Raw genomic sequence first — 25,450 nt, 5'->3', positions numbered from 1 at the left:
AGATTTAATAAAGATTCATTAAACAAGTTTCATGACATAGGGTTAAAGTTAGATACTATATTACGATAAATGGAAAAAATGTTAGCTTGTCATAGTTAGATAAACTCCTACTAAAGTTATGGCTGATCCTAGTATTTCTATCGGAGTAGGGATTTCTTTGAAAAACGCAAAAGATAAAACATAAGCCATTATAGGCACTAGAAGTGAACCTGCACTAGCTTTAACACTACCTAAATATCTTACGGCATTAAACCAGAAATAAAATCCAGCTACTTGTGAAAGCAATCCTAATGCTATCAACAAACCTACACCTACGGGACTTAGTACTAAATGATAATTGATAGGTGTTAAAGCCAATAGGATTGGAAGAGAACTCAGCCCCATAAATGCGTTAAGCTTAACTAAATCTTCCTTTATCAAGTTTCTTCTATAGTACACTGTACCTATCCCCCATATTAAGCCTCCCAATAGGCCGAATAGTAGTCCCAAATTAAATGATAAAAACGCTGAGGCAGTAACTCCTATCACTCCTAAAATTATACCTATTATTCCTTTAGTTTTTACTTTACTTCCCAAAATAATTTCAATTACCAAAATGAATAAAGGTTGTGTATATATCATAACAGAGACTAGACCAGGATTATTTGAGAAATAAATACCCAGATTCAGAAGAGTTAACAATCCAACAAAGTTGAACAAACCATTAATGAATTGCTTAATACCTACTGAAAGACCCTTACCTAACAATATAAAAAATACAGAACCTATCAACACTCTCACCACACTAACTATCATAGGTGAAGAATAGAAAGTTACAAGTTTAGTTAGAGGATATGATAATCCCCAAACTATAGCAACTGGTATCATCCATTTTATGAATAACGAAGCAGTATTAGACGACATGAAAAGTACCTCCTACCAGCTGGTAAATAAGTTTAACTGAAGAATGAGAATGTAACATCATTAATTAAGGTAATAGGAGATTGTCTTATTATAATAAACACTTACGCTTTGCCGTTTTTCTCTGATTAAAAGTTTTCATACACCGATGTGCTATATATTAATATAAGTTTCCATAACTCCAGCAGATTTAATTAATGCTTTTCACTTTTCTTGTCTTCTGTAACCTTAATGTTGAAAGGCACAGCTGGTAGATATAAATAGGTTTTACAATCTTATGTATCAAAGAACTCAATCATGAACCGTTTCCTTTATTATATAAATATTTATATTTTTTATAGTGATATTTATAATGCCTCCTTTCTTATTATTCATAATGATATCAGTATTTATTTATAAGTAAACTAGCTTGCTATTAATTATCTCGTTTTTACTTACTGGAGAAATAATGCAAGCAAATTAAGTTTAAATACTTACGTTATAACATTATACTAAATGATGTATGAGGAGAAATCTAGTTACTTTGGACATTCTCAACAGTTTTTAGATAGAGTTAAAAAGTTAATAGAAAATGAAGAGGAGTTCGCAATCGTTGAAGTGGTAAAAACTGAAGGACCGAGTGCATTAAAAGCTGGAAACAAACTTATAGTCAAAAGTGATGGTTCCTTTGAAGGATGGATAGGAGGTTTCTGCACTAAAGAAGATATTATAAAGCACTCACTTGAGGCAATAAGAAATGGGGCTTCAAAGTTTTTATATTTAAATACTTGCCATGGGGGATCAGTGTATTTATATATCGAACCTATCGCGCCACGAAAAAAACTCATTTTAGTAGGTGATAATCCAATTATATATTATGTGGAAAAATTTGGAGAAATTTTAGGATTTAACATGCTGAAGATTAATGATTCTAATGAAATAGAAAAGAATAAGATAACAAGAAATACGTTTGCGATAATAGCCACAATGGGGGAAAGGGATCATGAATTCGTTGAGGCTTTACTTAATACAGAAATAAGGTATATTGGAGTCATAGCTGGAAAGAGAAGAGGTGAGGATTTACTATCATATTTACGTAATAAAGGATATAATAGTAACGTACTATCTAAAGTTAAAGTTCCTGCTGGGATTAACATAAATGCCGTATCTCCGGAAGAGATAGCATTAAGTGTTCTAGCTGAGGTAATTAAGATCTCAAAGGAGGGCAGTCTAGAGGTTAAAGAAGATATCGAAGAAGTTATTGATCCTGTTTGTGGAATGTCAGTTTCTAAATCAGTACCCTACCATTCAACATATGAGGGAAAAACGTATTATTTTTGTAGTAAATATTGTAAAGATAAATTCGATGTTAATCCTCAGATGTATGTTAGATAGTGTAATATGAATAACTTGTAATAATTAGTTTTTTAACCTTAAGCTAAACTAATAAGTTAGTGAGATAGTGTATCCTGCACCTTTCGATTATTTTGCTCCTACTAACCTTAAAGAGGCTTTAGAACTCCTTTCTAAATATGGAGATGAGGCTAAGATATTAGCGGGTGGACAGAGCTTAATAATTGCAATGAAGTTGAGAATAATTTCTCCAAAATATATAATTGACATAAATAATATACCTAATCTCTCATATATCACCGAATCTGAAGGCTATTTGAAAATAGGTGCTTTAACTAGGTATGCTGATTTAGAATATTCTGATTTAATAAAGACAAAATATCCCTTACTTCACGAATCTATTAAACATTTGGCTGACCCAACGGTGAGAAATTGGGGTACAGTTGGAGGAAATGTGTGCTACAATCATCCCGGAAATAACTTGCCCGCAGTAATGCTAGCGTATAATGCAGAGTTCGTAGCTACCAGTCTTTCTGGAAGTAGAATCATTAAGGCTAAAGATTTCTTCTTAGGTCCTTTCCAAACCGCATTAAGGCAAGATGAAATTTTAACGGAGGTTAGGATTCCAATTCCACAACCCAGAAATGGAGGTCACTATATGAAATTGGAGAGAAGAGTAGGGGATTTCGCAATCGTATCTACAGCTGTAAATCTCTCTTTAGATTATGATGGAACTGTAAAGGAAGTTGGAATTGCCATAGGAGGTGCCAGTAATAATCCAGTTAAGATAACTAAGGCTGAGGAACTATTAAGGGGAAACAAGATAAATGATAGCTTAATTAAGGAAGTCGGGAAGATAGTCACTGATGAAATCACACCGGTAGAAGAACCATTTGGACCTCCTGCAGATTACAAGAAAGCTATGGCTGGGGTATTAACTGTGAGAGCGATCAGACAAAGTTTAAGGAAAATATTAGGAGGTGCTTAAAATGGCACAAAAAGTTCACGTGAAAATCACAATTAACGGGAAACCCTATGAAGCTGATATTGAACCTAGACTACTATTAGTACATTTCATAAGGGATATTGCAGGTTTAACTGGAACCCACGTAGGTTGTGATACGACTAACTGTGGGGCATGTACTGTTATTCTTAACGGTAAAGCTGTAAAGTCATGTACCATGTTTGCAGTTCAAGCCAATGGAAAAGAAGTAATTACCATAGAAGGCTTAGCTAAAGACGGTAAATTACATCCTATTCAGGAGGGATTCTGGGTTAAGCATGGTTTACAATGTGGATACTGCACTCCTGGAATGATAATGGCTGCATATCAACTATTAATGAGAAATCCAAATCCCACAGAAGAGGAGATAAGATGGGGAATATCTGGGAATTTATGTAGATGTACCGGATATCAGAACATAGTTGAGGCAATAAAGTACGCAGCTGAGAAAATGAGGGAGGTGAGCTGAAATGGCTATGGAAGAGACATTACCACCTATGGGAGTTCATGGAATGGGACATAAAATAAGACGTAAAGAGGACATGAGGTTCCTAACTGGGAAAGGAACGTATGTTGATGATATAAAGTTACCTAATATGGCCTACTTAGTATTCGTCAGAAGTCCTTACGCCCACGCGAAAATAAAGAAAATTAACATAGAGAAGGCTAAATCAATACCAGGTGTTATTGACATAATTACTGGAGAGGAACTGGAAAAGGCAGGATTAGCGTGGATTCCTACTCTAATGGGAGACAAGATGATGGTATTACCTACTGATAAAGTAGTATTCCAAGGACAAGAGATAGCAGCGGTAATAGCTGAGGATAAGTACGTAGCTATGGATGCAGCTAATCAGATAGAAGTAGAATATGAACCATTAGAACCAGTAGTAGATCCCAAAAAAGCATTAGAGCCCAATTCTCCATTAGTTAGACCAGATAAGAATTCAAACTTAGTATTCAGATGGGAGGCTGGAAATAAGGAGTTAACAGATAAGGTATTTAAGGAGGCTGATATTGTAGTAAGCCAGGATTTCTATTATCAACGTTTACATGTCGCCTATATGGAACCCGTTGGTTCAGTAGCTCAATACGATCCAGTATCTGGGAAACTAACTCTATGGATGACTACTCAAGCTCCTCATGTTGTTAGGACGGTATTTTCATTAGTTACTAAAATCCCTGAAAATAAAATAAGAATTATTTCACCAGATATAGGAGGAGGATTTGGTGGTAAGGTTTACGTTTATCCGGGATACGTGGTTTCCGCTTATGCTTCAATAAAGCTTGGAAGACCGGTTAAATGGATAAATACTAGGTCTGAGGATATGAAAAGTACAGCTTTCGCTAGAGATTTCCACATTCATGGAGAGTTGGCTGCTAAAAAGGACGGTACTATTTTAGGTCTGAGAATAAAGGTGATAAGCGATCATGGTGCGTTTTATGGAGATGCCAATCCCAGTAAATTCCCAGCAGGATTGTTTAGTATTTGTACTGGGGCTTATGATATAAAAGCTGCATATGTCGAAGTAACTGGGGCTTACACTAATAAGCCAGCTGGAGGTATAGCATATAGGTGTTCATTTAGGGTAACAGAAGCAGTTTACACTATAGAGAGGTTAGTGGATATATTAGCACATGAACTAAACATGGATCCTGCGGAGCTCAGGCTTAAGAACTTCATTCCTCCAGAGAGATTCCCATACAAATCCGCCTTAGGTTGGACTTACGATAGCGGAAATTACGCAGCCGCATTGAAGAAGGCTATGGAAAAAATAGGATATTATGAATTGAGAAAGGAACAAGAGGAAAAAAGGAAGAAAGGAGAGATAATGGGTATAGGTATTAGTACGTTTGTGGAAATAGTAGGAGCAGGACCAGCTGATCTGTTCGATATAGTTGGGATTAAAATGTTTGATAGTGCTGAAATTAGAATACACCCTACTGGAAAGGTCATAGCTAGATTCGGGACTAGGGCTCAAGGTCAAGGTCATGAAACGACTTACGCACAAATAATTTCTGAAATATTGGGAATTCCAGTTGAGGATATAATAGTAGAAGAGGGTGATACAGATACGTGCCCATATGGTCTAGGAACCTATGCTAGCCGTAGCACTCCAACTGCTGGTGCAGCTGCAGCGGTTTCTGCTAGGAAAATCTTAGATAAGGCTAAGAAGATAGCTGCGCATTTGCTTGAGGCTAGAGAAGAGGATATCGTATTCGAGAAGGGCAAGTTTTACGTTAAAGGGTATCCGGATAAGTATAAGACAATACAAGATGTAGCTTTAGCTGCCTATACCAATCCACCACCTAATATGGAAGCAGGATTAGAGGCAGTAACATATTATAATCCGCCAAATATGACTTTCCCATTTGGAGCTTACATATGCGTAGTTGACATAGATAAGGGTACTGGGCAAGTTAAGGTAAGAAGATTCGTTGCAGTTGATGACTGTGGAAATATAATAAATCCTGTAATAGTAGATGGTCAGATAATGGGAGGATTAACAATGGGCTTTGGAACTGCATTCATGGAAGAGATAAAATACGATGAAAATGGTAACATTTACGGTGGAAGTTTCGCAGAGTATTTAATACCAACTGCTGTAGAGACTCCTAAATGGGAATTGGATAAGACTGTTACACCTTCACCTCATCATCCATTAGGTGCTAAAGGTGTAGGAGAGTCGGCTACAGTAGGATCACCTGCAGCTTTCGTTAACGCCGTAGTTGACGCATTGTGGCATTTAGGTGTTAAGCATATAGACATGCCAATATGGCCATGGAAGGTTTGGAAGGTTCTCAAGGAGAAGGGAGTAGCTTCAGATGAGTAAAAGATATTATTTTTTATTATCATTACTGTTAGCGTTTTTGTTTTTCGTAATATACCGTCATTATAGGTGTTAAGTATAATGCTGAGTAGCGTGGATGAATTAATTAAACTACTCATGGATAACGATTATGTAATTGATAGACAGTCTGCAATAGCAGTATTTTTATCATTGAAACTAGAAAAACCGCTATTAATTGAAGGCCCTCCTGGATGTGGAAAAACTGAACTCGCGAAAGTGATAGCAAAGGCCCTAAATCTAGAATTAATAAGGTTGCAGTGTTACGAAGGGTTAGATTATTCCCAAGCACTTTACGAGTGGAACTATCCAAAACAATTACTAGAAATTAAAATGATGCAACAAGCTAATGAAAGTGAAATAAAGAAGAGAATATACAGTGAAGAGTTCCTCATAGAGAGACCATTGTTGAAAGCTATAAGAAGCGATAAGAGAGTCGTTCTCCTAATCGATGAAATAGACAGAGCTGATCCAGAGTTTGAAGGATTTTTATTGGAATTCCTAGGTGAATTCCAAATTACTATTCCAGAACTAGGTACCATAAGGGCTAAACAAAGGCCATATGTTTTCATTACATCTAACAAGACGAGAGACCTTTCTGATGCCCTAAAAAGAAGATGCCTCTATCTATACCTTTCATACCCCAGTGAGGAAAAGGAACTGGAAATAGTTAGAAGGAAGGTTGGTAGAATAGATGAAGATAAGGCTAAAAAAGCCATAAAAATTGTGAATGAGTTAAGAAGGGATGACGAAATAATGCATAAGCCTGGGATAGCTGAAACCATAGACTTCGTTACCGCTATGAGCCTACTAGATGCGGAATCTGAGGAGAGCTTGAAAAGTCTGATAATAAATGTTTTACTCAAAGATGAAGAAGACATAAGACACTTTGAGAGGTTTAGAAATGGAAGAGGAAGAAAAGAAGATAGTGAAGATAGCTAATATTTTACGACAACTAGGGAGAAATGTTGGAGTAGATGAAACTATAGATGCAATAAACTCTCTTAAACTGATAGGGGATAGGGACACCGAAACGGTAAACGCAATCTTAAAAGCCACAATGATAAAGGACTTTAGCCTAAACGTTGATGAGCAACGCGATAGAAAACAGTCTGAGGAAGATAAATATTCGGTTCTAGGTAGAGTAACAAATAGATCTTACCTAGCTAATGATTTTTACATTTATAGCCCAGCCGAATCAAGAATAAAATCCAGCGCTCTCTCAATAGGAAATAGTGATTTAATCAAATGGAATATAATAGCAAAAAGAATTAATGAAATAGCCTTGAGCCTTGAAGGACATAGATTTAAGGTAAAGAGAAATGGGAAGGTAGATATGAGAAGAACGATGAAAAGTGAAATTAAATATTCTTTGGAATCGCCTTATCTTGTTAAATCAGAGAAGAAAATGAGTAAATCAAATTTCATATTATTGTGTGATGTATCTGGTTCCATGAAGGATTTCTTTAAAGAGATCTTATTATTTTCATTCTTTATGAAGAGGATTTCAAACAAAACTGAAATATTTTACTTTAGTACTAACTTGAGGAGAGTCACAAGTCTATTTCAAGTTACAAGTATAAATAGGATAAAAATTGATAAACTCATTTCTATAATATCCTATGGAAGTGGTACGAGGATAGGGGAAGCATTATATAGCTTAAGGAGAAGTTATGGGGATTTAATTCATCGTAAGTGCAGTCTCATAATATTTAGTGATGGTTGGGACTTAGGTAATTTAGAATTACTAGGGAGAGAATTAAAGAATATTAAAAATAGGTGTAAGTCAATAATATGGGTAAATCCCTTAATGGATAATCCTTCATACACTCCAGCCACGGAAGGCATTAAGATAGCGTTAAAATATGTTGATTTAATGACCTCACCTAATATAATCTTCAATGATAAGAAAATAAAAAGAAAATAAAGGTAAATAATAGATAAATAAAAGAAGTCTTATTTGCTTACTAGTAGTATGTATTTATTGCCTTCTTTAGTTTCTTGTACTATTTTCAAACCTCTCTTCTTAGCCCACAATGTGATATCCTTCTTAGTTGCCTCATCCCCGAGAATTACCTTAACAGCCTCCCCATCCCTCAACTCATCAATAACTCCAGATAACTCACCTATGGGACCAGCACACGATGAACTAGTCAAATCCAACTCCTTATATATCTTAAGACTACTCATACTTCTTTTCCCTCCTGTATATATACTATGTTTAAGAGTTTATAAATTCTTCATCTCATGCAATAAAATTTTGATTAAATAGCTTTTAAAAAGTAATATACAATTCTATACGGCTATTCTCATTAAATAACCTAGAAAAAGTTTAAGAATATCATGACATAAGTGAGAAAGTCTCACAAATATTCCCTTTACGGGATATTTGTAAAACTATCTGTTTGATACGTTATTTTCTTACTATAAAGAGAATATGAAGAAGTAACGCAAGTTTAAAAAACCACAAAGTAATAAGCATTTAAAAAAGAGTAGTAGTAATTTTCTATAATGCCTCCATAAAGATTTTTCTTATTTCCTCTCTACTTAATCTCTTAGGAGATTGTTCCAGTAATCTTCTTTGAGCTAGTGTACCCTCAACTAACTTATCTAAATGCGATTCGCTAAAACCTATATCTCTCAACTTGGTTGGCACTGAAATGTCCTCTAGCAAGTGTAAATAGTACTCTGATATTGTCTCAGATATTTCCTTGGGATCATTACTGGTCTCTATACCCATAATATTTAGTACTTCCTTAAATCTTTCAGGATAGAATTTGGCTAAATATCTAAATGCGTACGCAGCAGGGATTGCAGTTGATATACCATGGGGTACAATAGCGTATCCGAAATCGTAATCTGGAGGATGCCATTTTTCAACCATACCCGCAATTGGATAAGCCATCGCATGAGGTAAATGAACTCCTGCATGACCAAATCCTATCCCCGCTATGCTGGCTCCTAACATCATGTAATATCTAGCTTCAATGTCAGTAGGATTTGCAACTGCTCTTCTCAAATATTTATTTACCCACTCTATAGCTTTAGAAGCAAATATGTCACCAACTGGTGTTGACCCCGCGTAAACTGCCCTTTTAAGTGGTGACTCTGGAGGTTGCCTAGATGTATATGGCCTTGATGTAAACGATTCTATTGCATGGTTTAACACATCTAAACCAGTTGAAGCAGTTACCATAGGTGGTAAGGTTATGGTAGTAAGAGGATCTACTATGGCTACGGCTGGTCTTATGTAAGGATTACTTATACCCGTTTTGACTTTTAAAGACTTGACATCCAATACTGCCACTGCTGTACTTTCACTCCCCGTTCCTGCAGTGGTTGGAATAGCAATTAATGGCTTTGTTGGACCAGGAGGAATATTTCCCTTACCTATTGGAGCGTTTATGTAATCTGAAAGCTCCGCAGGGTAAGTATGAATTAGATCCAACACCTTTGCAGTATCTATTGTTGAACCTCCACCTAAGGCTATGAAACCATCTACGTTTTCATCCTTAATTTTCTTATAAGCCTCGATTAAGGCTTCATCATCTGGTTCCACTCTCACGTCATCAAGTATCTTTACAGAGATTGAAGCTTCTTCCAATTTTTGTATAATTTTTTCAGCTAGTTTAGTCTGTGAGACCCTCTTACCCACAACTAACATTACTCTCTTCAAACCTAAGCGTTTTGCCTCAAATCCAACCTCTTCCGATGCACCAATACCGAATTTTATTCTAGGAACCTCAATTACAAAAACAGAATCAGTATTAGGAGTATAGGCGATGTAATTGGAAGACATTCTTATCATCACTCAAGTGCCTTAGGTGCCTTGGGGAAGTTATTCCAAAGGTTAACGTCATGTCCCGCTACTAATTTAGTTTTAGGTTTAGATAAGAAGTATTTCAGTTTTCTAATGTATGTGTGCCATTCCTCAGCATCTCCTAATAGCCATCCTTTAGCTTCTAGCTCCATCTCCTTAACTAAATGTAAATAATCTCCAGTGAGAACATAGGTATTGCCCGATTCCGTTTTAACGTAAAGCATTTGATGCCCCGGAGTATGCCCACCAGTGAATTCAGCCACCACACCATCGGCTAATTCGAATTTCTGATCAGATATTGGAATCCAATTTGCGCCTCTTAAAGGTTCTAGATCTGAGTAATCATAAGCGCCTCCCTTTCCTTGCCATAACATCAACAACGCGTATTCTAATTCCTTCTTTTGGACTATGATTGGAGTTCTCAACCCTCTAAAGACTCCAGCCTGTCCTATATGGTCTAAATGAAGATGAGATATCACCACAGCCTTGATGTCTTCAGGTTTTACGTTAACTAATGCCAGTTGTTTCTCTAATCTGTTCTCCTCTGTGAGTTTTAGTATTGGAAAGGCTTCCATTAATCCCTTTTCATGTGTTTTCATCGCATCTGGAGATATTCCAGTATCGAAAAGGATATAGCCATCAGGATGTTCAATTAGAGCAGCAGACACTGGGATTTCTAACCATTGACTTGTCGCATTTCTATTACTATATGTTTTAGCACCTCCAGCAGCACCTGGTAAAAACCAGCCAGAATCTCCTCCTAATACACCCAAATCCAAAAGATAGATTCTTTTTGCATACATAGATTTATTAACACATTTTGACTTATTTAAACTTTATTATGAAGATTGTTTAATACTCTTATGTTATACACGAATTCTTTCTTGTTCGAACACGATTTTTGCATTTCCTCTATTTATTTATATATACTCTAATCAGATTAAGAAACTAAATCCCCATTTATATTTCATAAGTATAGATTGAAACATGAATTAAGTGTTCAAGATGATATTTTCTAACTAAAATACAACGTTTGCTTGAACGACTTGCATTATAAAATTATTAAAAAATTTTTTATAATATCATTTGATAACAATGGGATTAATAGGTGCTCCCGTTGCTTTATATATTTTTAGAGGTGCTCCAGCATAAAGGAAATCCCATTGACCATCTTTCCTACAATCTTCAGCCAAATCTTCAAGCCATAGTATTTCATTGAGTACTATACCAAGATTTCTCATAAGTGCGGCATGAAGGGGCAAATATATTCCTGTTTCCGGATGGGTAGTTCTCTCATTAGCTATCGTATCTGTTCCTAACATTGGTATTTCCATCTTATAGAACCAATCTACTACTTCCTTTCTATATGTGAGGCCAGGTTCTAAGAAATTCTTATAGAATTCTTCTGGACCTTTTTTGAAAAATTGTGCAATCCAACCAGTTCTTATTAATAATATATCATGCTTTTGTATTTCAATACCTTCCTTCTTACTACACTCTATTAAGTCATTTAAAGTAATTTCTTCTCCAGCTTGTAAAGCTTCAACACCTTTACACCAGGCAACGTCAATTAGGATACCATGACCAACAATACCCTTTTGAGCAATCGGAAATACACTAGCCTTAGACAAGCCTCCTATGGTTTCATTTGCGTCATATCCGTTCCATATCTTATCATCATACCAGGTATGTCCGAGGGCGTCTATTTGAGTTGTACCTTGCAAGAACATTATTATCATATCATCAGCGTATTCCAGCCCACCATATAGTGGTTTATTTTTCCCAGCTATATAATATCCCTTATCATTTACGTTAACTCGTATAGCTGAAGATCTTCCTGGCCAGACAGGATCTCCTTTAGGAGACCCTATAGGTACTTGAAGCGTAAATACCTTACCCTGCCTTACAGCTTTAACGCCCCTTAATACTTCTTGGTTATCTAGAAAATTTAAGGCTCCTAATTCATCATCTTTTCCCCATCTACCCCAGTTAGACGGACAGTCTTTCAATAACTCACTTAAATTAGATATCTTACTTTTCTGTACCATCTAACCTCATATTTTATTTATTTTTGCCTCATATTTTAATCTAATATTGAATACTATTTAAGAATAAATTGAGTTTTACCAAATCTTTGTGAAATTTATGAAGATTTTATAACATTAATTACGTTACTGTATAAGTAGCTGATTAAAACGTATTAACTTAAAAACTTATAAGAAACTAAAACTTATATCATTATAAATGTCAGCAACATATGAAATAGATTTACGTAAATTTGGTACTGATGATTACGAGACTTTATATAAATCATTCAGATGGGATATCCCAGAGTATTTCAATATGGGAGAGGCTATTTCAAGAAATAAGACGGGTACTGCAATCATTTATAGAGATGACGAGGGTAACAAATCGGAATTGACATACAGTGAACTTGATAAACTTTCCAATCAAGTTGCTAACTTCTTAACAGAGTTAGGCGTAAAGAAGGGTGAACCAGTAGGTGTAATGATGGGTCCAAGACCAGAGACAGCCGCAGCAATAGTTGGTATATACAAAATGGGCGGAATAGCCTTATCAATGACACCGTTATTTGGTATTGATTCCGCAAATTATAGATTACAGCATAGTGGTGCCAAAGTCTTATTTACAGATAGGGAGGATATAATTAAGGAGCTTAAGGCTCAAACGATAATAGGTTTAACTAAGGGAAATTACACTTTCGGTGATATAAAAAGAGGAAGCTCACCAGCTTTCACCCCAGTAAGAACAAAGGCTAATGAACCTGCACATATGTTGTATACTTCTGGAACTACTGGATTACCTAAAGGTGTTTTGCTATCACATGCTGCAGTCTTAGCTCATATACCATGGTATCAGATAGTGTTTGATATTGCTCCTAAAGAAGGGGATGTGTTTTCTCAATTGGCTGATTGGGGATGGATAGCGGGAATATTAGATGTTGTAATGCCAAGTCTATATTTCGGAATGCCGATGGTGGCTTATAACAGAGGTGGAAGATTAGATGCTAGGAGAGTTATGGAGGTTTTAGAAGATACTAGAGCTACTTGTTTCTTTGCTCCTCCTACAGCCTTAAATATAATAATGAAGTCAGTTAATCCTAAAGATTATGATCTGAAGTTAAGGGTATTAGCTTCTGGTGGAAGCGCAGTTACATATGATTTAATAAAGTGGAGTAAGGAGGTATTAGGTGCCCCATTAAATGTTGGATATGGACAAACAGAGGCTAATGTATTAACTGGTACTAATAGTAAAATTATTCCCTACAAGATTTTAGAGGAAAAAGGTGGAGGTAATCTATTAGGTAAGCCAATTCCAGGTCACGTAGTGGAAATTGTTAACGAAAATCTAAGCGTCTTGCCTCCAAATCAAGTTGGAGAAATAGCTGTGAAATTACCTGATCCCATTGTTATGATTGAGTATTATAAGAATCCTGAGGCAACGGCTAAGAAAATTAGGGGAGGTTATTTGTTAACTGGTGATGTAGGGTGGAAGGATGAGTATGGGTATATATGGTTTAAGAGTAGAAGTGACTTTCTGATAAAGAGTAGTGGATATAGAATAGGGCCAGAGGAGATAGAGTTTGTAATTAATCAGCATCCCGCAGTATTAGAATCAGCAGTTATAGGTAAGGAGGATCCAGTTAGGGGTGAGATAATTAAGGCTTTTATAGTATTGAAACAAGGTTATGAACCGAGTGAAAAACTTAAGCAAGAGATTATAGACTTGGTTAAAACTAGATTAGCAACTTACGCATATCCTAAAGAGATAGAATTCGTAAAAGAGATACCAAAAACCGAGTCAGGGAAGATAAGGAGAGCTGAGTTAAAGAAGAAAATATGAAATAATGTCTTGGGGCAATTCAAGCGTCTTTTACGAATTGTATTTTATTCCATTCATTTTTTATTATCTAATGTAGAACTAATTGAGTGAAAACATCGATCTTAGAGATAATGACAAATATATGGATACTAGTGGAGGAGTTGATGGTCGGTCTGGATTTGTGTTGGTTGCATGCTATGACATCGTGTTTGACTCACTAAAAGTATTACCGAAAATAATAGATCCGTTTTTATCATCTAGTGCAGGTTAACTAATTACGACTCGCAAAGGAAACTTGAAAGGCCCCTCTCATTATGACCTACGATATAATTTTATGAAAAGGTATAAATTAAACTTCCAAGAATTCTGCTAGAATTAGTCTGAGGATTAGGAATGATCACATTACATAGATTCAGTATATGAGACATATATAATAATGATAATGATTGCATCATAAATAAAATAAAAACCTAATCATCGAAAAGCTAGCTAAAACATACGAGATAAGCATTATTCAGTCATTTGAACCAATTTTACACGAAACTAAATACAATAGAAACTACTCGTAAAAATAGCTATGTTACGGATCCCAATATTTCTCCCCTTTTTCTCTCAATTTTTCAGCAATCTCAAGTAATCTTCTATAACTTTTCTCCTTCATTATTTTGTACACTATGTGTTGATTTACCGTTGCGTAACCATGTATTACAATGTTTCTAAATGAAACGACTGAACTTAAAAATGAGTACTCCCCTTCAGTAATTAGGTTTAGCTCAAATAATTTTTTAATACTCTCTTTATAACTATCAGTCGTAATACCCATGTTAGACAAGATTCTTCTAACTAAATCTATGAAAGCTTGAGCTTGTACTTGAAGCAGATGCAACGTAGCATAATAGGTTATCCAGTCATCAAGACTTTTAATCTCATCAAGTTTAATCGTATAGTCCTTTATCATCTCAAGCAACTTGTCTAGTAATGTCACTATTCCTTCCACCTTCTCATGACTGCCAGCACTGCATTTTCAATTTCATTTAACTTTCTTGCATCAATTAAGAAATCCTCACAGATGTTTATTCTATTATTCATTTTAAACCATGCCTTATCATCTCTTAAATAAATTAATCGAGTGTTATTAAAGATTTCATGAATCAAGTAACAGCTCGTATCGTCAGTAATGATTACTAGATCAATAAGTTCAGTTCCTAAATAATCTTGTAAGTCATTTAGCAACCTTAAGTGGATATCTACGTTATATTCCTCAAATTCGACTGCAATGTCCACATCTCTTCCCTTTCCTATTTTAGCCAAAGAACCAAAGAGAATAGCATAAAGTACACCATATTTGTTCCAGGAAAATTGTTTTAGTTTATCGAGGACTTTGATATCCACTAATCTTATTTCGTAAAGAAGAATAAATAACGTTAACTTTCCCGTTCTTTATGTAAAATTACTGAAAGTAAGTGTAGGAAGCTTCATCCCATAAGGTTAAGAGAAACTGACCTTCTCTACGCCCTATAAAGGCGATTGTCCTCTTTCAGCAAACATTTGTTGAGGTTTTCAAGGTCAATGCTTATTTTAATCCCCTCTATTCATCGAGAAAATACGTTCTGATTCTAAAATTTACAAGTATCTACAAAAATATCCAAGATCAAAATAATTTACGTTAGGAAATAGCAGAATTTATTTATAAGAGTTGTGATTTAATAAATATATGGATAATGTTTTTAATTGTTTCTCTTTATTAGATATGCATGAAGTGGATACTAAGTTAAATCTTTAAACATCATGTGTATAGGGTATAATTTTTATATTTAAGTAAAAATTTTAAAAACAAAAGGAAGAAAATAGTTAAATTCTCTCTAAATTTAGAAGCGAACATTATAATCATTTTTCAACACTGTAGAGGACATATACGAGAAATCTTTATTATAATTTTAGGAATAGTAGATTATATGGACTTTAAAGAGTTGGAAGATATTGAGCACAAGATTGAAGAAAGAGAGGACTTCTCTGGAGAAAAAGTGAGACCTCTAATTATCTTCTTTCCAAAAAATGAAGAAGAAGTAGTTAGAATTGTGAAATTTGCAAGAAAAGTGAAGATACCAATTATACCATGGGGTTCTGGCACTAATCTAACTGGAGCTGCTTCATGCGATAAAAATTGTATACTAATAGACATGTCCAAAATGAATAAAATCTTAGAAATAAACGATGTTGATTGGTATGTGAGAGTTCAACCCGGTATCAAATTAATAGATCTGTTCGAAGAACTTGAAAAGAAAGGTTTTATGTTACCCCCAGATCCTGCAAGCTTTTTCCTATGCTCAGTAGGTGGTGCAGTTGCCGAATCCTCTGGAGGAATGAAAGGTGTAAGGCATGGTTCGTTTAGGGAATGGGTATTAGCCTTAAGAGTAGTATTACCAGATGGAGAGGTAATCAAAGTTGGCGAACCATTAAGGAAGAATAGGGCTGGTTATGATTTAGTCCACTTATTTGTTGGGAGCGAAGGAACTTTAGGAGTAATAACTGAAATATGGTTGAGAATAATTCCATTACCAAAGAGAAAAATGGTTATGATATCAGCACTATTAAAAGATTTCGAATCTGTCGGCGAGGTAATTGTGGGCTTGAGAAAGAACAGAATACTTCCAGAATTATCAGAATATGTAGATGCTGATGTAGTAAGAGCACTAAATAAACATCTTAACGCTAATCTTAAGGAGACTGAAGGTGGAATGTTATTGATTTCCATAGAGGAGGATATGGTTAATGATGTATTAAAAGTACTAGAGGGTAAGACAATCGACGTTAAAGTAGCAGAAGGTGAGGAGGCTGAAAAATTATATTCGCTAAGAGCACAGGCTGCCATAGCAGTTAAAGCTGAGTCGGGTAACGTATTTTACGCTGAGGACATAGTGGTACCAGTATCGAAGTTACCAGAGGCGATAAGGAGATTAAAGGAAATAGGGAGGAAATACAATACTAAATTTTACGTGATATCTCACATAGGAGATGGTAACTTGCATCCAAATATAATAATTGAGGATAAGGATACTAGAGAAAGGGCGTTTGAGGAAATAGCTAGAATGGCAATTGAATTGGGAGGTTCAGTTAGTGGTGAGCATGGAATAGGAGTTCAGAAGGCTAAGTTAATGGCGGAGCAGATAGCCAAACATAATGGTATTAGAGTACTCGATTTAATGTACCAGATAAAGAAATTAATAGATCCAGATGACATAATGAATCCCAATAAATATGTGGAATTAGCATATAAGTTTCTAAATAACTCAAGTAATTAATTTCCTATTTAAAGGGTCTCGGATATTGGAAATAAAGGATTTTTATGTAATTAAATAATTTCTTTATAGCACTTTTGCTCTATGGGTATTTATAAGCTATCTGGTTTTGAACGTTATTTTTACTCGATATGGAAAAAGTAACGCAGACCTTGAAAAGCCCACAAAGTATATAGCACTTTTCATAAAAAAGGCATTTACATGAAAGTGTTGGGCTTTCCACCTAGTCTCTGTGATTCATTCAAGTAAACATCCCTAGGATCTGCCAGATTCAGAGCTAGTTTGTAAGCTATACTATCCTCTCCAAATTTATCTTTGACTATTTCTAGATCAATTCTTCTCACTTCCCTTTCATCAGCGATACCAATTATGTGCAAATATTCGTGGAGGAGAATGACGTAAAGGTAATCGTATTCGTAACCCATGTTTTTAGCCCTCATGTACTGCTGATAGTTAACGTAAATTGTGTATTCATTAGCTCTAACATAAGCTAATACTTGCGGAGGCAGATAGTTCACGAATTCAATTGTCACATTAGGAATTTCTCTTCCTAACTTTCTCTTCAAATCTTCTCTTACGTCATTAAGTACTATATCTGATATCATGCCAAAGGATGGCATAAAGGAAATCTTCTCTCATAATTATTTAAACTTTCTCACACTCTCGCTTTCTCCCTCGAAGAGGAAAAAAGTAACGTGAAATGGATACATATAAATTATAAATAGCAGTTCTTCCATATTTCTAAATGATGCTTGAGGATTTAATTCAGCAACTCACGAGAGTTATTGAAAAATTGATTAAAGGGGAAGAGCTAACTGAGGATGAGAGGCTATTCGCTGTTGCCCTATTTGAGGCTGTTATCAATCACATGAAAGATTATGATAATTGCGTTAACAAGTTATCGGAAATCACTAAAAAAGCAAATGAGTGCGAGAATATGTTCAAAGAGGTAGATCAAAAATTCAAGGAATTGAAGGATTACGTTGATCAAAGTGAAAATAAAATAAGAGAAAAGCTTAGAGAATTAGATAACTTGATAAAAATACTTCAAGCTAATCCTCGCTTATTGCCTAAAAATTAAAATGCTTGACTTCTCCTCGCCCTTAAAAAGGCGAAGCTTTCTGCCCACATTTTTGTAATCTCCCTTTCCTGAATTCCTTACCCAATCCAAAACAGTATTAAAATCTAAATTTAGTTAAATTATAGTCCCTATCGCATATATTCACCCATGATGGCAAACCACAATAGATAGCAATTCTCACATTTATATTTACGTAAGTGACATTAAGAAATTGTTGGTTAAACAAGCTAGCATTAATAGAACTTTCCTGTTAGATTCCCTAAACCTTTTTACTATGCTTTGTGGGGTATTTTAAACCATCTTATTTTGTACGTTATTTTTACTATGAAGAGAATGTTAAAACTAACGTAAGTCTTGAAAAATCTCGCGAAATAATAAAAATATTTCTATTCCAAGTCTAATTTATCGTCTAGTCAACGTAAAAAGCGAAGGTCACGTAGATGCAATTAGCCACGGATCAACCGGAGTCACATTGAACTTCTTCTTTACGGCTTTTTCTAGAGCTATAAATACTGCAGGCAAGGCACCAGTAGTACCAGCCTCACCAACTCCTCTGCTCTTTGATAACAATTGAGAGGGGTATTCGATATAATATGGATACACTTTAAGCGGAGATTCTAACGCAGTAGGAACGCCACAATCAGCTATTGAAGAACACAGTGGAATTCCTCTTTCATCATATCTCATGGCTTCAATTATCACCTGCGAAGCACCTTGTAATACACCACCTATTATTTGTCCTTCAATTTCCTCTTTATTCATAACCCTTCCTACATCGTCTACTGCATAGTATTCGAGAACCTTAGCAAATCCAGTCTCCTTATCTACATCTACAACTGCTACGTGAGCGCCTGGTGCAAATATATCGTCCGCCTTATAAAATACCTCAGCTTCTACACCTTCATACTTAATCAGATCTTCCTCATTCAGAGAATTCTTATTTATCTTACTAAGCAATTCCCTAGAGGCTGCAATTACAGCAGAACCACCTATAGTACCAGCCCTAGATCCAAAACTTCCTATACCCTCTTTAACAGTCTCAGTTGTTCCGGTAACTATTTCTATTTTGTCCTCACTGATACCTAACACCTCAGATGCCAGCTTCTTAAAAGTACTCCCATATGCTTGCCCATGAGGCCCTATGCCTAAATAAATGTAAACCTTCCCATCCTTTATTTGAGCTCTAGCACCTTCACCTGGTGAAGTTCTAACAATCTCACTAAATATTACTATTGATATTCCTTTGTCTTTGTGGGTTTCTTTCGCTTTTCTGTAGTATTTTTCTGCTTCGTTAAGTACTTCATTGTATCCCGCTGGATCTATTTTCACTCCCAATGGCGTTACGTATCCGTTATCTCCTATTAGGTTCTTCCTCCTTATCTCAACTGGATCCATTCCCAATTCCTCAGCCAAATCCTCTATCAACGTCTCGTGAATTAGGGCTGCCTCAGGCCTACCAGCACCCCTATAGAATCCCATTGGAGGAGTGTTAGTGAAAACTGACATAGCTCTTATGGAGGCAAATTTCATTTTATATGGGCCATTAGATAGTCTGGAAACGAATAGGGAAGTAAAGAAGTTTATTCCGTAATCATAAGCTCCAATATTTGCTATTACACTGCCTTCAATTCCTAAGACTTCACCATCTTTGGTAGCGTAAAGTTTCATGTCTGAAACTTCTCCTCTTCCTAGTGATTGCGCGTTAACTAGCATTTCACTCCTAGTCTCTATCCACTTTACCGGTCTACCTAACTTTTTTGATGCTATTGCTGCAAGTACGTATTCTGGATATCCCCCACTCTTATTTCCGAAACCTCCTCCCACATTTGGTGCTGAGTAAACTCTGATTTTCTCTGGTGGTATGTTTAGTATTTCCCTCAAATCATTTCTAACGCCAAATGGTGCTTGTGTTGATACGTAAACGTTTAAAACATCGTTATCCCACCAACAAATGAACCCCTTAGGCTCCATGGGATTAGAGACTATTCTGTGTTGCTTAATTTTTCTCCTTACTACCACGTCAGCTTTACTCTTTAAAGATAAATTACCACCTTCAAGTAATTGATCAATAGAAATATTGCTCTTTAACCCTGGGTGAATTGGTTCAGCGTTTATTGCCTCTTCAGGGTCAACTATTGGTTTTAATTCCTCGTAATCTATGGAGACCTCCTCAGCTACGTCTTCAGTCTTATACCTATCCTCTACAACAAAGGCTAAAATTGGCTGACCAACAAAGTTAACCCTTCCATCAGCCAAAACCGGCATTCTAGCTACTTGAGCTGTCTTAGCTAAGTCCGGAAATAGCCTAGCCGGTATGTAGGCTTTTACGTCGTCCCATGTCAAAGAAAGTAATGCGCTTTCTGGCCTACTTATGCTCTTTATTATCCCTCTTGCTATCGGAGATCTAACTACGTGAAGGTAAACCACATTTTTAGGAGATATATCATCTATGTAAGTACCCTTTCCCGTTATAAGAGGCAAATGTTCTTGAATCATAAAAGTTAATAAGTGAACTAATTAATAAAATTAGGGCTTTATTCTTTCATGCCAATGGTCCAATTTTCACCATTCTTTGGAGCAACTCTATCATAAAATTTAGTCTTATCTTAATGTAACAGCAAGATAATTCACCCGTTTTTAAGGAAAGCAAGCCAGAAGGGGCTAAAGAATTAAAGTAATTGCACTTATTACGATAGCTATTGCACCTAGTGCAAAGTCTACAATATAAATATTTCTCTTTTTTGCAAATCTTAGCAAAACGTTTATAACTAAAACCCCAGAAATCAACGCTAACATAACTGCAGTTAGTATTCCCACTATACCTATCATGTTAATTACATAGGAAACGTTACTATGAGTAAATAGTAGAGTGGTTCCAACAGCGCCAAGGGCAGCGGGTATGTAAGCTAAATAGGAGTATCTAAATGCGTCTTCAGGCTTAACTCCTAAAAATAGCATTGAGGAAACAGTAATCCCAGATCTACTTACTCCGGGTAAAGCGGCTAGACCTTAAGCTATTCCAATTATTATCATGTGTTTTGTCTTCAATTCTTTAAATTCTCTTATTTTTGCCCTAGAGTACTTGATATATATTCCGTCAAGGATTAATGCGATCCCTAAAATTATCATCGGTATTGAAGAATTATATGCATTCTGTAGGAGGAGTTTGTCAGAAATAACGTATAGGGGAACTCCAATAAGTCCAGTCATCAATGTGACTATAACAAGAAAATATAGTAGTCTCCTTTCCTTGAATACTTTTACAACGTCACGACGAAAGTAAATCAGAGCAGAACCTATGGATCCCAATTCCATAAATAATCCAAAACTGTACGCTATTGCTATATTTAAACCTAATAAAAAGTGAGAAGCCAAAAGAACTTGAGTTTTACTGCTAATTGGTAGCCATTCGGAAATCCCTTGAATTATCCCTATTATTATCAATTTTATTATATTCATATAATATCACCACTTACTAATTCATAAGGAACTGGTTTTCTACCTAAAAGACCATAAGTGAGTGTCTTCGCTTTTGACAACGAAAACGAGGTGATTGTGCTTTTCATATGTCACTGTAATATATCTGAATATTAAGATTTATCTACTTAGAAAAAATATAACTATATTGACTATATAATCTCCATAAACATTTTATGTAATATGAATTTAGATTTATCATGTAACATTGCTCTTCTTCTTGATTAGAATTTTCCGCATATACCACTTTTACTATACTTATGTAGAAAAGAACTATGGAATATAACTAGTTGAAAAGCTATCGTGAAGTAGCAAAAGGGTAATAAGAATATTTTAAATTACTTTTTGTATCCAATAGAATCTTTTTACTTTATAAAGAGTAAAAACAATGTTCATTTCTCATTTCTTGATAAAACTAATTATATCTATAATTTCTAGGTTGTTATACGTACAGTCTTCTATACAATCTCCGCACCCAACACAATTTATCCTGTTACTGTACCCTTTCTTTAATATATCGTCACTTATTGGAATTTTTATAGGGCATGCCATGTCGCAAGCGTGAGTCTCACAATTTTCGCATACACTAACATCCTTAGCCCTTATCTTGAACAACACTTTATTAAATAACCCAGTAAAAGTGCCAAAACCACACCATCCTTGCCTAGCACAACTGTAAGCTCCAAAGAAAGGTGTTAAGAAATAAAATATCCACCATATATAGTTCACTGTAAACATTCCGTAGAAGTTTAGTGGGTCTAACGTTATCATACCAATCTTTATTGGTGCTAATAACTTCAGCTCAATCATTATATATGATAAAAAAGCTATGAGCATTATTGCTAAGAAAGTCCATCTGACGTATTCCCAGACTCTACTTGATCTTTTAGGTTTAAATTGATCATAGAATATGTTCGTCCACATGTGAGCTGACATGCAAACTGCATTACAATAAGCTCTCCTACCGAATAATATCGTAGCAACTATGACGGAAATTATGGAAATCGTAAATGATAAGAGGGTGACGCGAAAGATCATTCCACTCATTCCGAAAACGTAAATATTAGTATAATAAGGTATTAAGACTGTAAATATGGGTACGCCAAGAACAATTATTAAAGCCCAATTTTTTACGCTGAGGTTCTTAGCTTTTTTGTACCTCTCATAGACTAAGTAGCTCATCTCAATCCCCATCATAATTACATAAAACGGTTCCATAGTAGTCGCCATAAGGAACATGTAAGAAGTTAGAATAGCGTTAATTACCAAATCGTTAGTCGCATGAGTTGCCTCTATTCCCATCAATAAGGGATTTATGGGAAATAACCACCAAAAAGGGTTACTAGGTGGACTCCTCGTTGGAATTGCATTGACGAAAACGCTATTGGTTATGTTAAATCCAAATACGCTCTCGCCAAATCCCATGCTTAGCTCCGCTAAGTTAATCAGAACCAGAAAAATGAAGGGATATCTTAGCTTCATTTCAATTCTCTTATTTGGAAATTCGTATAGTACCGCAATAAAATACCACATCATCGATATAACTACAGATAAAGAGATCAGCCACATATCGTTAAATGACGCGAAGGTTAACAGTCCTAGCATCATAAGAAAATCGAAGAGGGCTAAAGACAACGCGATTAATTGTCCCTGAAATGTAACTCTCTTTATCTCAATTAAATACAACATGATGATATTAATTATCATTATTGCAGTTGAGACCAGAGAAGAAAAAAGCTGAACTAGTTTGGGAAACTCTATGAATAACGAGGGTAAAAAAGCCATTGAAATTGTGAACGTTGTTAATGCAAACTCTATGATGTTCTTGACTCTTGCTATAAATAAGAAGAATAGACCATCAATAATCATCATTATTCCAAATGCTACGTTAGATACTGAATCTATAAATGGATTGTATGAGTGTGGTCCGAAGGCTGATGAGTAGAGATATCCCATGGAAATCTCGTCAAAAACTATAACTCCACTAAGCAAAAGCGAGGATATGATGTCACTCTTTAATCTGACTATCATATTTTTAGTTATAGACGATAAGAAGAGAGGAACTGACGCAAATAATAAAAGTATTGGTTCGATGAATATTTCACCACGATGGAAGACGATATAACCCAACGCGATACTTTCAACTGCCATGTATAAGATTATTGAAGATAAAAATAGGACAACTCTTCGATTAACATATTCTTTTATTACAATATGACCTATAATCCAAAAATTGATAAACATCATTAATATTATATAAGTAACCACTAGGTAGGAGAGGAGAAAATTATTATCCATATGAATCATTTCAATCATAACAATATAAAATCTTCAATTATAACTACTTATTTGTATATAAATTGGTCTAATTTTATTTTTATAGTATAGATTCTCATAAAAGTACCTTGCAGAATTTCAAAACTTACGTTACTTTTTTAATTCTCTTTATAGCAATAACAACGTATTGAATTACAAATAGACGTCAAAGCGTACTGACGTTAGGAAAAACTCCTTTATTCGTTAGTTTGATTCTTCTTTGGTCTTTCAAATACCATCTCAGTTACCATTTTAATTCCTAATTCATTGGCCCTATCAACAGCGTCTTTATCCGTTGTAATTGCCAAGAACAACTTAATTGGTGGCTTTGATAAACCTAAGACTTCACTCACTACACTACATCTAGTATCGAACCATTCAACATCTTTAACTTCAGCGTTTGATTTAACCTCAATCATATATATCTTATCATCTTGAACTAAAATATCAATTTCATACCTTCTTCCCTTAAATCCATAAAGCCCTTTTTCATCCTTGAAACTAAACTTATTAACGTACTTATAGTCGAGACCCTCCTTCTTCAGAACTTCTCTTAAGAAATCAGTAATCAGATCTTCATAGAGAATACCCCACCTCTCACCCATAGAACCAAGAATTTTATTTATACGTTCTACCTCAGAGTCGACCTTCTTAGTAAATTGATTAACAGATTGGGCTAGTTCAGAAAGAGCTTGCTGTAGCACTTCTTGATTCTTAGTCAACTGGTCAACACGCTGAGCTAACTGATCCATCCTCTGTTGTAGTATTTCTTGATTCTTAGTCAATTGGTCAACACGCTGTGTCAACTGGTCCACATGCTGAGTCAACTGATCCACACGTTGCGCTAGTTGATCTAGTCTCTGTGTAAGTTGGTCAACGCGTTGTGTCAACTGGTCTAGTCTCTGTTGTAGCATTTCTTGATTCTTAGTCAACTGATCCACACGTTGCGTTAACTGATCTACATGCTGAGCTAACTGATCTAGTCTCTGCGTCAACTGGTCTAGTCTCTGTGTAAGTTGATCTACATGCTGAGCTAACTGGTCAACACGTTGAGCTAACTGATCCATCCTCTGTTGTAGTATTTCTTGATTCTTAGTCAATTGGTCAACACGCCGTGTCAACTGGTCCACATGCTGAGCTAACTGAGTTACTGTTTGCGTAAGTTCACTTATACTTTTAATTACATTCAGTCCTAGAAGATCCTCAATTTCTCTTTTAAACTCTTTATCCTCTTTAAGAAGCTTTAGAAGCTCCTCCCTTAATGTCATATTACATATTAACCCCCTAAAGCAAATAAATTTATATCTGAGACTGAGGAAAGCGATTGTAAAGCGAATTAAACGAAACTACTCCGGAGAAACGTCATCCTCCCAAAAGACTATAATCACACTCTGTTTTCAGAAAGTCTTTGCACCATACCAAGGCTTTTTATCATAACACCTTTACATAAAAAACACTAGTCTAAAGACCTTTGGGATTAGTCTCATTATTGTAAGCGCCTTGTAAATTTTACATTATTTTGAATAGTAT

The 25,450-nt window shown here is 35.4% G+C and carries 21 protein-coding genes and 1 pseudogene; 10 read left to right on the top strand and 12 right to left on the bottom strand.

The window, feature by feature from the left end; genetic code table 11:
• Positions 1-81 precede the first annotated feature (81 nt).
• Positions 82-903, bottom strand: coding sequence for a DMT family transporter (locus V6M85_RS02725; protein WP_338602694.1), 822 nt, complete (start codon positions 901-903; stop codon positions 82-84).
• A gap of 492 nt (positions 904-1,395) precedes the next feature.
• On the opposite strand from V6M85_RS02725, the gene V6M85_RS02720 reads away from it, so the two are divergent.
• The 6 genes from V6M85_RS02720 to V6M85_RS02695 all read left to right on the top strand — a co-directional run bounded on the left by V6M85_RS02720 (position 1,396) and on the right by V6M85_RS02695 (position 8,011).
• Positions 1,396-2,274, top strand: a complete 879-nt coding sequence (locus V6M85_RS02720) for an XdhC family protein (protein WP_338602691.1) — start codon at positions 1,396-1,398, stop codon at positions 2,272-2,274.
• 67 nt (positions 2,275-2,341) lie between these two features.
• Positions 2,342-3,220: a xanthine dehydrogenase family protein subunit M gene (locus V6M85_RS02715; protein WP_338602688.1), complete on the top strand. Its 879-nt coding sequence runs from the start codon at positions 2,342-2,344 to the stop codon at positions 3,218-3,220.
• A gap of 1 nt (position 3,221) precedes the next feature.
• A complete protein-coding gene (locus tag V6M85_RS02710; RefSeq protein WP_338602685.1) occupies positions 3,222-3,704 on the top strand; it encodes a (2Fe-2S)-binding protein in 483 nt (160 codons plus the stop codon).
• A 1-nt stretch (position 3,705) separates the two neighbouring features.
• Complete coding sequence (locus V6M85_RS02705) at positions 3,706-6,069, top strand: aerobic carbon-monoxide dehydrogenase large subunit (RefSeq protein ID WP_338602682.1); 2,364 nt, start codon at positions 3,706-3,708, stop codon at positions 6,067-6,069.
• Positions 6,070-6,147: 78 nt separating this feature from the next.
• Positions 6,148-7,026: a MoxR family ATPase gene (locus tag V6M85_RS02700; protein ID WP_338602679.1), complete on the top strand. Its 879-nt coding sequence runs from the start codon at positions 6,148-6,150 to the stop codon at positions 7,024-7,026.
• Positions 6,989-8,011 carry a VWA domain-containing protein gene (locus V6M85_RS02695; protein WP_338602676.1) on the top strand — a complete coding sequence of 341 codons (1,023 nt, stop codon included), beginning with the start codon at positions 6,989-6,991 and terminating at the stop codon, positions 8,009-8,011. The genes V6M85_RS02700 and V6M85_RS02695 overlap by 38 nt, the downstream gene beginning before the upstream one ends.
• A 29-nt stretch (positions 8,012-8,040) precedes the next feature.
• On the opposite strand, the gene V6M85_RS02690 is transcribed toward V6M85_RS02695, so the two are convergent.
• The 4 genes from V6M85_RS02690 to V6M85_RS02675 form a co-directional block, all read right to left on the bottom strand.
• A complete protein-coding gene (locus V6M85_RS02690; protein ID WP_338602673.1) occupies positions 8,041-8,274 on the bottom strand; it encodes a sulfurtransferase TusA family protein in 234 nt (77 codons plus the stop codon).
• A 316-nt stretch (positions 8,275-8,590) separates the two neighbouring features.
• Positions 8,591-9,883 carry a hydroxyacid-oxoacid transhydrogenase gene (locus tag V6M85_RS02685; protein WP_338604552.1) on the bottom strand — a complete coding sequence of 431 codons (1,293 nt, stop codon included), beginning with the start codon at positions 9,881-9,883 and terminating at the stop codon, positions 8,591-8,593.
• Between the two features lie 8 nt (positions 9,884-9,891).
• Entirely contained in the window at positions 9,892-10,707 is an 816-nt protein-coding gene (locus V6M85_RS02680; RefSeq protein ID WP_338602670.1) for an N-acyl homoserine lactonase family protein, read from the bottom strand.
• Positions 10,708-10,986: 279 nt separating this feature from the next.
• Positions 10,987-11,952: a cyclase family protein gene (locus tag V6M85_RS02675; protein ID WP_338602667.1), complete on the bottom strand. Its 966-nt coding sequence runs from the start codon at positions 11,950-11,952 to the stop codon at positions 10,987-10,989.
• 196 nt (positions 11,953-12,148) lie between these two features.
• Here V6M85_RS02675 and V6M85_RS02670 point away from each other — a divergent pair, with 196 nt between their 5' ends.
• Both V6M85_RS02670 and V6M85_RS02665 read left to right on the top strand, forming a co-directional pair.
• On the top strand, positions 12,149-13,768 hold the full coding sequence (locus tag V6M85_RS02670; RefSeq protein WP_338602664.1) for an acyl-CoA synthetase: 1,620 nt from the start codon (positions 12,149-12,151) through the stop codon (positions 13,766-13,768).
• A gap of 82 nt (positions 13,769-13,850) precedes the next feature.
• Positions 13,851-14,018 carry a hypothetical protein gene (locus tag V6M85_RS02665; protein WP_338602661.1) on the top strand — a complete coding sequence of 56 codons (168 nt, stop codon included), beginning with the start codon at positions 13,851-13,853 and terminating at the stop codon, positions 14,016-14,018.
• Positions 14,019-14,327: 309 nt separating this feature from the next.
• Here V6M85_RS02665 and hepT read toward each other — a convergent pair whose 3' ends face one another.
• Both hepT and V6M85_RS02655 read right to left on the bottom strand, forming a co-directional pair.
• A complete protein-coding gene (gene hepT, locus V6M85_RS02660; protein WP_338602658.1) occupies positions 14,328-14,732 on the bottom strand; it encodes a type VII toxin-antitoxin system HepT family RNase toxin in 405 nt (134 codons plus the stop codon).
• Positions 14,732-15,139: a nucleotidyltransferase domain-containing protein gene (locus tag V6M85_RS02655; protein ID WP_338602656.1), complete on the bottom strand. Its 408-nt coding sequence runs from the start codon at positions 15,137-15,139 to the stop codon at positions 14,732-14,734. The genes hepT and V6M85_RS02655 overlap by 1 nt, the downstream gene beginning before the upstream one ends.
• A gap of 563 nt (positions 15,140-15,702) precedes the next feature.
• On the opposite strand from V6M85_RS02655, the gene V6M85_RS02650 reads away from it, so the two are divergent.
• Positions 15,703-17,049, top strand: a complete 1,347-nt coding sequence (locus V6M85_RS02650) for an FAD-binding oxidoreductase (RefSeq protein ID WP_338602654.1) — start codon at positions 15,703-15,705, stop codon at positions 17,047-17,049.
• A gap of 194 nt (positions 17,050-17,243) precedes the next feature.
• Here V6M85_RS02650 and V6M85_RS02645 read toward each other — a convergent pair whose 3' ends face one another.
• A complete protein-coding gene (locus V6M85_RS02645; RefSeq protein WP_338602651.1) occupies positions 17,244-17,666 on the bottom strand; it encodes a hypothetical protein in 423 nt (140 codons plus the stop codon).
• A 125-nt stretch (positions 17,667-17,791) separates the two neighbouring features.
• Between V6M85_RS02645 and V6M85_RS02640 the strand changes: the two genes are divergently transcribed.
• Positions 17,792-18,127 carry a hypothetical protein gene (locus V6M85_RS02640; protein ID WP_338602648.1) on the top strand — a complete coding sequence of 112 codons (336 nt, stop codon included), beginning with the start codon at positions 17,792-17,794 and terminating at the stop codon, positions 18,125-18,127.
• A 432-nt stretch (positions 18,128-18,559) separates the two neighbouring features.
• Here the strand turns inward: V6M85_RS02640 and V6M85_RS02635 are convergent, their stop codons facing one another.
• The 4 genes and pseudogenes from V6M85_RS02635 to V6M85_RS02620 all read right to left on the bottom strand — a co-directional run bounded on the left by V6M85_RS02635 (position 18,560) and on the right by V6M85_RS02620 (position 25,188).
• Complete coding sequence (locus V6M85_RS02635; protein ID WP_338602645.1) at positions 18,560-20,623, bottom strand: xanthine dehydrogenase family protein molybdopterin-binding subunit; 2,064 nt, start codon at positions 20,621-20,623, stop codon at positions 18,560-18,562.
• 165 nt (positions 20,624-20,788) lie between these two features.
• Positions 20,789-21,586 (bottom strand): annotated as a pseudogene (locus V6M85_RS02630) (undecaprenyl-diphosphate phosphatase).
• Between the two features lie 417 nt (positions 21,587-22,003).
• Positions 22,004-23,902: a 4Fe-4S ferredoxin gene (locus V6M85_RS02625; RefSeq protein WP_338602642.1), complete on the bottom strand. Its 1,899-nt coding sequence runs from the start codon at positions 23,900-23,902 to the stop codon at positions 22,004-22,006.
• Positions 23,903-24,117: 215 nt separating this feature from the next.
• The gene (locus tag V6M85_RS02620; RefSeq protein ID WP_338602639.1) at positions 24,118-25,188 is read right to left on the bottom strand and encodes a DUF3782 domain-containing protein; all 1,071 of its coding nucleotides are present in this window, start codon (positions 25,186-25,188) and stop codon (positions 24,118-24,120) included.
• Between the last annotated feature and the right edge of the window lie 262 nt (positions 25,189-25,450).

Origin of the sequence: Sulfolobus tengchongensis, assembly GCF_036967215.1 — an archaeon.
GTDB lineage: Archaea > Thermoproteota > Thermoprotei_A > Sulfolobales > Sulfolobaceae > Saccharolobus > Saccharolobus tengchongensis_A.
This window is presented reverse-complemented; position numbering and strand designations above follow the sequence as displayed.

Bases quoted from the DNA above. Each gene is read 5' to 3' on its own strand.
- V6M85_RS02725 (WP_338602694.1), bottom strand. From the start codon at position 903: ATGTCGTCTAATACTGCTTCGTTATTCATAAAATGGATGATACCAGTT.
- V6M85_RS02720 (WP_338602691.1), top strand. From the start codon at position 1,396: ATGATGTATGAGGAGAAATCTAGTTACTTTGGACATTCTCAACAGTTT.
- V6M85_RS02710 (WP_338602685.1), top strand. From the start codon at position 3,222: ATGGCACAAAAAGTTCACGTGAAAATCACAATTAACGGGAAACCCTAT.
- V6M85_RS02705 (WP_338602682.1), top strand. From the start codon at position 3,706: ATGGCTATGGAAGAGACATTACCACCTATGGGAGTTCATGGAATGGGA.
- V6M85_RS02700 (WP_338602679.1), top strand. From the start codon at position 6,148: ATGCTGAGTAGCGTGGATGAATTAATTAAACTACTCATGGATAACGAT.
- V6M85_RS02695 (WP_338602676.1), top strand. From the start codon at position 6,989: ATGGAAGAGGAAGAAAAGAAGATAGTGAAGATAGCTAATATTTTACGA.
- V6M85_RS02690 (WP_338602673.1), bottom strand. From the start codon at position 8,274: ATGAGTAGTCTTAAGATATATAAGGAGTTGGATTTGACTAGTTCATCG.
- V6M85_RS02685 (WP_338604552.1), bottom strand. From the start codon at position 9,883: ATGTCTTCCAATTACATCGCCTATACTCCTAATACTGATTCTGTTTTT.
- V6M85_RS02680 (WP_338602670.1), bottom strand. From the start codon at position 10,707: ATGTATGCAAAAAGAATCTATCTTTTGGATTTGGGTGTATTAGGAGGA.
- V6M85_RS02675 (WP_338602667.1), bottom strand. From the start codon at position 11,952: ATGGTACAGAAAAGTAAGATATCTAATTTAAGTGAGTTATTGAAAGAC.
- V6M85_RS02670 (WP_338602664.1), top strand. From the start codon at position 12,149: ATGTCAGCAACATATGAAATAGATTTACGTAAATTTGGTACTGATGAT.
- V6M85_RS02650 (WP_338602654.1), top strand. From the start codon at position 15,703: ATGGACTTTAAAGAGTTGGAAGATATTGAGCACAAGATTGAAGAAAGA.
- V6M85_RS02645 (WP_338602651.1), bottom strand. From the start codon at position 17,666: ATGCCATCCTTTGGCATGATATCAGATATAGTACTTAATGACGTAAGA.
- V6M85_RS02640 (WP_338602648.1), top strand. From the start codon at position 17,792: ATGATGCTTGAGGATTTAATTCAGCAACTCACGAGAGTTATTGAAAAA.
- V6M85_RS02635 (WP_338602645.1), bottom strand. From the start codon at position 20,623: ATGATTCAAGAACATTTGCCTCTTATAACGGGAAAGGGTACTTACATA.
- V6M85_RS02625 (WP_338602642.1), bottom strand. From the start codon at position 23,902: ATGGATAATAATTTTCTCCTCTCCTACCTAGTGGTTACTTATATAATA.
- V6M85_RS02620 (WP_338602639.1), bottom strand. From the start codon at position 25,188: ATGACATTAAGGGAGGAGCTTCTAAAGCTTCTTAAAGAGGATAAAGAG.